The 8,679-nt window shown below is 62.5% G+C and carries 7 protein-coding genes and 2 pseudogenes; 6 read left to right on the top strand and 3 right to left on the bottom strand.

All coding sequences use genetic code 11. The features are described 5' to 3' along the window. Positions 1-546: 546 nt before the first annotated feature. The 4 genes from ACS5Q1_RS44830 (at position 547) to ACS5Q1_RS44815 (ending at position 2,757) form a co-directional block, all read left to right on the top strand. Positions 547-1,101, top strand: a complete 555-nt coding sequence (locus tag ACS5Q1_RS44830) for a GreA/GreB family elongation factor (protein WP_473104276.1) — start codon at positions 547-549, stop codon at positions 1,099-1,101. Between the two features lie 64 nt (positions 1,102-1,165). Beyond that, entirely contained in the window at positions 1,166-1,588 is a 423-nt protein-coding gene (gene rnk, locus ACS5Q1_RS44825) for a nucleoside diphosphate kinase regulator (RefSeq protein ID WP_473104275.1), read from the top strand. 56 nt (positions 1,589-1,644) lie between these two features. Next, on the top strand, positions 1,645-1,815 hold the full coding sequence (locus ACS5Q1_RS44820; RefSeq protein WP_473104274.1) for a hypothetical protein: 171 nt from the start codon (positions 1,645-1,647) through the stop codon (positions 1,813-1,815). An 87-nt stretch (positions 1,816-1,902) separates the two neighbouring features. Further along, positions 1,903-2,757: a universal stress protein gene (locus ACS5Q1_RS44815; RefSeq protein ID WP_473104273.1), complete on the top strand. Its 855-nt coding sequence runs from the start codon at positions 1,903-1,905 to the stop codon at positions 2,755-2,757. Between the two features lie 23 nt (positions 2,758-2,780). Here the strand turns inward: ACS5Q1_RS44815 and ACS5Q1_RS44810 are convergent. Further along, positions 2,781-3,800, bottom strand: a pseudogene (locus ACS5Q1_RS44810) (AI-2E family transporter). A 526-nt stretch (positions 3,801-4,326) separates the two neighbouring features. Continuing rightward, positions 4,327-4,746: a DUF983 domain-containing protein gene (locus tag ACS5Q1_RS44805; protein WP_473104272.1), complete on the bottom strand. Its 420-nt coding sequence runs from the start codon at positions 4,744-4,746 to the stop codon at positions 4,327-4,329. 197 nt (positions 4,747-4,943) lie between these two features. On the opposite strand from ACS5Q1_RS44805, the gene ACS5Q1_RS44800 reads away from it, so the two are divergent. Next, positions 4,944-6,329 (top strand): aminotransferase-like domain-containing protein, encoded by a 1,386-nt coding sequence (locus ACS5Q1_RS44800; RefSeq protein ID WP_473104271.1) that lies wholly within the window; start codon positions 4,944-4,946, stop codon positions 6,327-6,329. Between the two features lie 163 nt (positions 6,330-6,492). Here the strand turns inward: ACS5Q1_RS44800 and ACS5Q1_RS44795 are convergent. Continuing rightward, positions 6,493-7,064, bottom strand: a pseudogene (locus ACS5Q1_RS44795) (NADPH-dependent FMN reductase). Positions 7,065-7,670: 606 nt separating this feature from the next. Between ACS5Q1_RS44795 and ACS5Q1_RS44790 the strand changes: the two are divergent. Continuing rightward, on the top strand, positions 7,671-8,033 hold the full coding sequence (locus ACS5Q1_RS44790) for a hypothetical protein (RefSeq protein ID WP_473104270.1): 363 nt from the start codon (positions 7,671-7,673) through the stop codon (positions 8,031-8,033). Positions 8,034-8,679 lie beyond the last annotated feature (646 nt).

The raw sequence follows: 8,679 nt of genomic DNA, 5'->3' as shown, positions 1-8,679 counted from the left end.
GCGGGTGTGGCACAGTGCAATCGGTGGCAGGGGTTAGTCTCAGCAACTAAATCCTACGCTGCTTCAAGTGCTTAAGCTACATCCGCCAGCCTTCTCCAACCGCCTCGTGCATAAAAGCGGTTAGACGACTGCGGAGGCCGCGATTCAGACTTCTCGCACCCGGGATGCCCGTCAGGGAGACGGATTTCATCAAGCAAGATCTGGTTCGGCAGGTTCGATTCCATTTTATTTTTGAATACGCTTCACTATCCGAAACTTGAAGAATTTTGGTCATTCTCTGCGCTCAATAGGGTTGAATACTACATTTTAATACTTACGTTATCGTTGTCATGATTACCCTGTCTCATATCCTCATCCGCCGCGGAGGCTGCCTCTTCGCAGGCCACTGAACCCCGAACCCGGCCGGACGCCTCGCGCCGCCGCTGTTCGGGGTCATGACAAATCTCGCAATTGGATTCAGCAGGTCCGTTCACGGGCGAGCGCGTCCGTTCACCCGGCGCAATGCGCTCGCCAACCCGGACCGGTGCTGCTTAGGAGGATCATCTCATGAACACAACCATTGACCTGCCGCAGGTCACCATCGCAACGCACGACTACAACCGTCTCATGTCCGTCGCCGCCATGGAGCACAACCGACGCAAGCCGCACCGCCAGTTCCTGATGTCGGAGCTGCGGCGGGCCTCCCTCTGTCATCCCGAGGCGTTGCCGGACGACGTGGTCTCGACCAACGCGAAGGTTACATACCGGATCAATGGCGGCCGGCCGACGGCGCACGTCCTGGTCCATCCACAGGACCTGCTCTGGCCGGGGGCCGAGTTGTCCGTACTGACGCCGTTGGGGATTGCCCTGCTCGGCCTTCGCGTGGGCGACCGCATGCCGTTCCGGACGAGCCCGGATGGGCCGTTGCATGGGGTCGTAGTGGAGGACGTTCAGTTCAGGCTTCTGCCGGATGAATCGGAGGCCGCCGTGAATGCACCGGATCCGTCAGACCATGGGCCAGACAATTCGTGGGACGAGCTCGACCGCCGACTTGACGAAGCCCTGATGGAAACCTTTCCGGCCAGCGACCCGGTCTCGGTCATCGTCTGCGGACCGTCCTGATCCGCAGCACGGGAGAGCCCACCGCCTTTATCTGGCGGGGCCCAGTCAAGAATTGGAGACGACAATGCAAGCGATGAACCTGCCTCCCATTACCATTTCCGCGATCGATTACGATCGCTTGTCCCGGATTGCGACCGCTGGTGTTCACAGCCAGCGCTACACGGTCGCCGAGATGCTGGCGGACGAGCTCGATCGCGCGATGATCGCGGCACCCGGCGCGATCCGCCCGGATATCGTGACAATGCATTCGGAGGTCGAATACCGGGACAACGTGACGGGCCAGAACCGTCGTGTCACCTTGGTGTATCCGGGCGAGGAAGACTCGGACACCGGACGGGTCTCGGTTCTGACGCCGGTCGGTGCGGCCCTGATTGGTCTGTCGGAGGGACAGTCCATCCAGTGGCAGGGGCCAACGGGCGGATGGCGCAAGTTGACGGTGCGACAGGTGCGTTCCCAGCTCGAGCGTATAGCCGGCCTTGACGCCTGAACCCGCAACAAGACACGCCGCAGCGGTTTGCCTCGCAGCGGCAAAGGAGAAGAAGAATGAAACCCGAAAACAAGATTCCAGTCGCCGGCAAAATTCCAGTTGTCAGTAAGACGTCCGACCGCCGACCAACCGACGCGAAGGCCGTCGTGGTTCCGGCGTGGGCGCCGCAACCCAGCCCGATGACCCGTGAGGAGATCCGGAAGCTCGTGATCGACCAGATCGGGTAGGGCGACCTGCCCGCGAAAGCGGGATACGGGAGCTCGGTTGAGGTTGCGTGAAAGCTCCGGATATTCGCACTTACAGGAGACGAACCCATGCACATCCTCGCAGCGACGGACTTTTCGACCCGGTCGCAGCGGGCCTTGCGGCGAGCGGGCCTGCTGGCGCGGGACAGCGGTGCCGCACTTACTCTCGTGCACGTCGTGGACGATGACCAGCCGCCGGAGCTGGTGGCGCTTGAAAGGCGTGAGGCCGAACGCATCCTCGGCGAGCAGATCGGTGCGATCGCCGAATTACGCGGGCTCCGGCCTCGCGCCCTCGTCGTGGAGGGCGACCCGTTCGACGGCATCCTGTGTGCCGCGGTGTCGACGGGTGCGGACCTCATCGTCATGGGAGCCCATCGTAAGCAGCTCCTGCACGACATCCTGGTCGGAACGACCATCGAGCGGGTGATCCGTACGGGTCCGTCACCGGTCCTGATGGTCAACAAGGAGGTGCAGCAGCCGTACCGGACGGCGCTGGCTGCCATCCATCTGTCCGAGCCGTCCGTGCACGCCATTCAGACCGCGAACGCCCTGGGGCTGCCCGGCGGCGCCCGGCTTGCGCTCGTTCATGCCTTTCAGGCGCTGGCGAAAGGACAGATGTTCTATGCCGGACTGAGCCAGGACACCATTGACGGGTACGTGGCCGACGAGCGCCTCCGGGCCACCAAGGAGCTGACCGAATTCCTGGAGACGAATGGGATCGCTGATTACGGACAGGCGCTGCACATCGAGGAGGGCGCACCGTTTGAAGTGATCTCCAAGACCGTGGAGCAAACGAAACCCGATGTCCTCATCATCGGGACGCATGGCCGCACGGGCATCGCCAAGGCGCTTCTGGGCAGCGTGACCGAGGAGGTCTTGCGCTCCCTCGACGTTGACATCCTCGCCGTACCGCCCCTCCGATGAGGCGGCAGGTCCGTTGTCGAAGTTCATCCGGGCGGCGGATCGAGAGGGCTGGGTTCCGTCCGGAGCCTGACGCGAAAGAAATCGAAGATCACGCGGAGCGTTGCCAGCGACGGCACGGCGAGGAGGACGCCTGTGATCCCAGCCAGAGATCCGCCGGCCAGCACGCCTAGGAAGACCAGGACCGAGGGCACCTTGATGGTCTGAGCCTGGATGCGGGGTGTCAGAACGTCGCCCTCCAACTGCTGGATGGCCAGGAAGAGCATGCCAGTCAGCACGGCCGCGGTCGGGGAGATGGAGAATGCCACCAGCAGCGCTGGAATGGCCCCGATCCAGGCGCCAAGGTAGGGAATGACCGCCGTGATCGACACCCAGGCGCCCAGCGCCAGTGAATAGGGCACCCCGATCAGGAACAGCACCACCGCAAGCCCGCCCAGGTAGCGCGAGAGGGCGTGGCCGAGCGCATCCCAGAACGCCAAAGCGTCGTGGCGCTAATGGCCCGGCACACTGGTGAGATAGGCTGCCTTGAACGAGCGCATATTGGCGAGCAGCGACGCAGCGATGAAGATCACCGCGAACAGGGTCAGTGCCCAACTGAAGGTGCCGAAGAGAATTCCGAGCGTACGCCCGAGCACATTGTTGGCGATCAGGCCAAGGCTGTCCTTGATATCCGAGATCAGGCGTCCCGCCACCGCCTCCGGGGTGTCGGGCAACAGATCACGGGCATGCAGCGCCCGGAGCGCCCGTACCAGATACTGCTCCAGGTTCTGCACCAGATCGGGCAGGGCGGTGACGAGGGCGCCGGCCTGGGACACGATCAGGGGCAGGAGAATGTAGGCCAGCAGGAGGACTACGGCGAGCAGGATCAGGAACGACAGCAGGATCGCCAGGCTACGGGGAACAAACTGTGCGAACAGGTGAACCGGGAAGGACAACACCAGGGCCACCGCGAAGCCGACAAGCGCGAGGGCCGGCACGATGGGCACCGCCCACAGGATCAACGCCAGCAGGGCAGCCAGGCCAAGCAGGATGAGTCGCCATGTCATGGTGGAGATCCGGATCGGCGTAGGCTTTCGGGCCATCCGCCGCCGGAGGACCCTCCTTTCGCGCGGCCGGACGGGTTCAGGCCGTGTCTTGTTCAGGTTCATCGTGCGCTCGGCATTCGGGCGTGGCTCGCCACGACCTTTTCCCAGGGCTGCGGCTTCAATCCGCCAACGCCTGAGACAGGCTTTCGGATATCCGGCAGAGACGGCGAACCAAGGCACATGTCCGAATAAGCCACGGTGCCAGCCAAACCACAGGCACGGAACCAGGTTGTCCCGCTGCAGCGACGTTCCGCGCTCGTGAAGGCGGACAGGTGCAGGGGCCCGTACGGAAGGCCACTGCCTGACGGGAGACGGACGGGATGACCTGGACTACCGCCCTTGGCTGGTTATGCGCTGCTCACCGGCACCTTCATCCTTCCGGAGAATTGATGCCCTCAGGCGACACTCGTCTGCATGCTGCTGTGCCTGACCATGCCCTGCACGGGTCTGGTTGTCTATTCCTTGTTCGGACGCGACCGCAGGGCCTTCAGCCGCCAGCGGCAACTTGCCCGTCAGAACCTGCAGTCCGTCGCGGAATCTCGAAGCGACCTTCCTCGGCTTTGTGGAAGTACTGGCTCGCGACGAGCATGCCCTTGGCGATGCGGATCGGTGGGATGCAGGTCAGCAAGAGGAACGGACCTGATGTGAGCAGGTGAACCCAGACGGATGGCTCCCACATGATCTCGACCCAGACACCGAACCCGGCCGCCGGGATGCCCATGATGATCATGATGAAGAAGGCCGGACCGTCGGCCGGATCGGCGAAGGAGTAGTCGAGGCTGCAGGCCTCGCAGCGCGGAGCGAGCGTCAGAAAACCGTTGAACAGGCGACCCTTGCCACACCGGGGGCAGCGGCACATCAGGCCGTGCTTGAGGATGGCGTCCTTGGCACTGGGGTTCATGGTCATGTCGGCTCCTTCCAATCTGCGCCCTAAGCATTCCAAGGGTCCCATATTGTATGGATTGACTACCCATACAAAAGATGTAGATTCCCTGCCAAGCCACCCGATCTAACGCTATTTCAAGAATCTCGGCGAGCTCGATGCAGAGATTATGTATGTCGTGATCGAGCCATACAATTACAAGACAAGAAGGTCAGGAACACATGTTGTCCTGGATGCCGCAGCTTGAGAAGGGAAGCGGGCCCAAGTATCGGGCCATCGCCGAGGCCCTGCTGGCGGACGTGGAGTCCGGTCACCTCAAGCCCGGCCACCGCTTGCCGCCTCAACGCCAGCTCGCAAAGGAGCTCGGGGTCGATCTCACGACCGTCACCCGCGCCTTCAACGAGGCCCGTCGGATGGAGTTGATCGAGGCCAACACGGGAAGCGGAAGCTACGTGCGGAAAAGGATTCCTGATCGGGAGGAGGTCACACCGACCGGATTGCCGATCATCGACCTGAGTATGAACATGCCGCCGCAGCCATCGGAGGCGAGACTGCACGAGCGCATCCAGGATGGGATCGCGGACGTGCTTTCGTCGCCGCACGGCCTAATGCGCCTGCATTACCAGGAGAGCGTCGGAGCCGGGCCGGACCGCATCGCGGGCGCCCGCTGGCTTGCAGGGCGATTGGGCACGCTTCCGGTCGACCGTGTCGTGGTTGCCGGCGGCGCCCAGACAGCGCTTTATGCCGTCCTGCGGATCCTGACGGGACCGGGCGATGCCATCTGCGTTCCGAATCTCACCTATCCGGGCCTGCGGGCCATTGCCGAGCAACTCAAGGTGCATCTGGTCCCAGTGACTATGGACCACGAGGGACTCGATCCCGCCGCGCTCGAGGAAGCCTGTCAACGCGAGAAGCCGAAGGCTGTCTACTGCGTGCCCACCATCCACAATCCAACCACCGCGACCATGTCCCTCAAGCGGCGGGAGGCGATCGCCGAGGTGGCCCGTCGGCAAGGGATCGCGATCATCGAGGACGATGCTTTCGGAGCATTGCCGCGGCAGGTGCCGGCGCCGATCGCGGCACTCGCGCCCGACATCACCTGGCACATCGCCACCCTGTCGAAATGCGTGACGCCCGCCCTGCGGACGGCCTACGTTGTCGTGCCGGAACTGGCGGACACGCTGCGGCTGGCGGCTGAGATCCGGGCCATGACCCTCATGGTGCCACCACTCATGGCGGCCCTGGCCTCGAAATGGATCCTCGATGGCACGCTGGACGCCATCACAGCGGCGATCCGAGAAGAGAGCGCTGCACGCCAGGCCATCGGGCGGCGGGTCCTAAGACGCCTTGAATTCCAGGCTCATCCAGAGGGGCATCACCTCTGGCTGACGCTGCCCGAACGCTGGCGCCAGGCCGACCTCAACGCCTACGCTCGGCAGTCAGGCCTCGCCCTCGTGCCGAGCGAGGCCTTCGCCGTCGGGTCCGCCCCGGATGCTATCCGTGTCTCTCTCGGCGCGGCCCGAAACCAAGCCTTATTGGAGCGGGGTCTCAGCCTGCTGGCGACGGTGCTGTCGCATGGACCCAGTTCCCTGTCCTCGATCGTCTGACGGTGTGAGTGCGTCGGCACTCTGTGTCAGCGCTTGCCCGACCGGATGTTCCATGGTCGGAACGTCGGCGGACGGAGGTGGGACTCCTCGACCAGCGTTGCGTGCGTAAAGATGGCATCGCCTGTTCACTGCCTTGGTCATTTGCTCCGTCCACCCGGACCCCTCAGGCATCCCGGGGCAGGGCGGTGTAGACCCGCACGATGAACTGATGGAACTCCGACATGTAGCTCTTCAGGAATTCGGCCGTGGAATCGTCCGTGACCTCGCCGTCATCGGTGATCAGCCCGGGCTTGAACTGGATATATGCCTCAGGCGCGTTCATCTGGGGCGAGTTGCAGAAGCTCAGACTCTACGCAGCTGCTGCTGGGCCACCGCCGTGCCGATCGCGCCGGGCGAGGTGCCGATGACAGCCGAGGGCTTGCGGGTGAACGAGTTTTTCCCATACGGCCGGCTGGCCCAATCAATCGCGTTCTTTAGCCCACCCGGGATCGAGCGGTTGTACTCAGGCGTCACGAACAGCACCGCATCGACCGATGCGATAGCGTCTTTGAACGCTTTGGCGACCGGCGGGAAGTCGGCGTCATAGTCGTAGCTGTAGAGCGGCAGGTCTTTGATCGGGATCTCGGTGAACGTGAGGTGCTCCGGAGCGACGCGGGTCAGCGCCATGGCGAGTTTGCGGTTGATCGATTCCTTGGCAAGGCTGCCAATCAGATAGCCGACGTTGAACGTGGTCATGGGGCTCTCCTGGGTTCTCATTCGGGACGGAAGGGATCCACCCGACGCAGTGTGGATCCTCAAGACAACTCCTCCGGACTTGAGGTGGGTGTCACGCTGCATTCTTTTCCGGATCTCCGGCGGATCGCGATTGGCCGGGACAATGGAGACGAGTTCTAATCCTTCCGTTAACAGGTGTGAGGCCATGGTGCGGAATGCCCAAACGCCTTAACTCACCTCGACTGGAACGTTTTCTCGCCCCCGACGCCCTTGAACCGAGGTTTCGGGAAATCGGGGCGCCGCTCAGAGCCAAGCTCTTTTTTGCCTGGCTCGCCTCGGAACACGGTGAGTTGCTTGACTTGGCTCGTCTCAGGACCGTCGGTCAGGCCGACGTCGATCATTATTTTAAGACCACAGGAATTGATGCCCTAAGACAACGGGCGACCCTTATCGGCGCTCTGCGAACCCTTGGCCACCGTCTGTACAACACATCCGGCGTGATCGTGCCGGGTTTCAGCCTTCTCAAGCGCCCAGGATATGTGCCAGTGGGCCCCCGGGAAATCCTCACGGTGAACGATGCCGAAAGGATCATCGCCTGGCCGCCCGACAACGCAGCGGAACACCGTCATGTTCGCGCTGATGTACGTTCTGGGCGCCCAAGCCACCGAACTCATTCGCGCCAGGCGGACTGACTATGTGAAGGAGCCGGAAGCGACCATTCATCTCCCCAGCGACAAAGGTGGGCGGACGCTGCCAGTGGTACCGCTGCTGGTCGAGCTGATCGACGAATATCTCGCGGCATCTCCCAAAGGTCTTGCCGACGGCCCATTGTTTCCGACCCTTCAAGGTGACTGGCAGGGCAGTCCCATCCCGTTGCTTGTCGACCTGTCGAACCGCATAGTGACCCTTGGGATTGGGTTTCGGGTTGGACTGAGGGACTCCGGGAGGCCTGCAAGGCTCACATGCTCGAACGTGGCATTCCGCGGCTGACCCTACAGGCCTTACTGGGTGTCAGCACGGCGGACGAAACCCATCAGTTCGGACACAAGCCTCGACTGACGGCGACGGGATCCTGAAACTGGAGACGGCGGGACGGTGGCTTTGCCGCGGGCAGGGCAGATTGGCCGGATTCTGAATCATTTTCGCCTTGCATGAATCGCCGTTAGCGAAAACCCAGCGCGCTCTAAATCGAAAATCGCAGACCGTCTTCCAAGACGCGGCGGATCATTTCCGCTCGACCCAGGCGGGTCGTGCGGGCACTCTGGTGCGGGTTGTTCATTCCTCAGGTCCATCAGGGGTTCGTGTCGCAGCGACCACCTTCAGGCCCTCAGATGGGATGAACAATCTCCTCAGATCTCACAGCTAGACACTGCGTAGGAGCTCCTACAGGCGCTTGAGAGCGTTTCCTTAAGAACGGCGCCGCAGTTTGATTAACAGCGTCGCTCTATTTGGTTTCCGTTTCGCCGTATTTGCTTAACGGTCCAGGTCGATCACGTCGTTGACATAACCAAGTGTGGAATCAAGCCGAAGTGCGACGGGTGATGGGTCATTGGTCTGTGGTCGGTCAGAGACTGCCGGGGCGGAGCAGGTCAGGGTTGCACAGCCCCGGCAGTCTCGGGTCCAGAGAACTCATCAG

The sequence above is a fragment of the Microvirga sp. GN3 genome, assembly GCF_055792825.1.
This window is presented reverse-complemented; position numbering and strand designations above follow the sequence as displayed.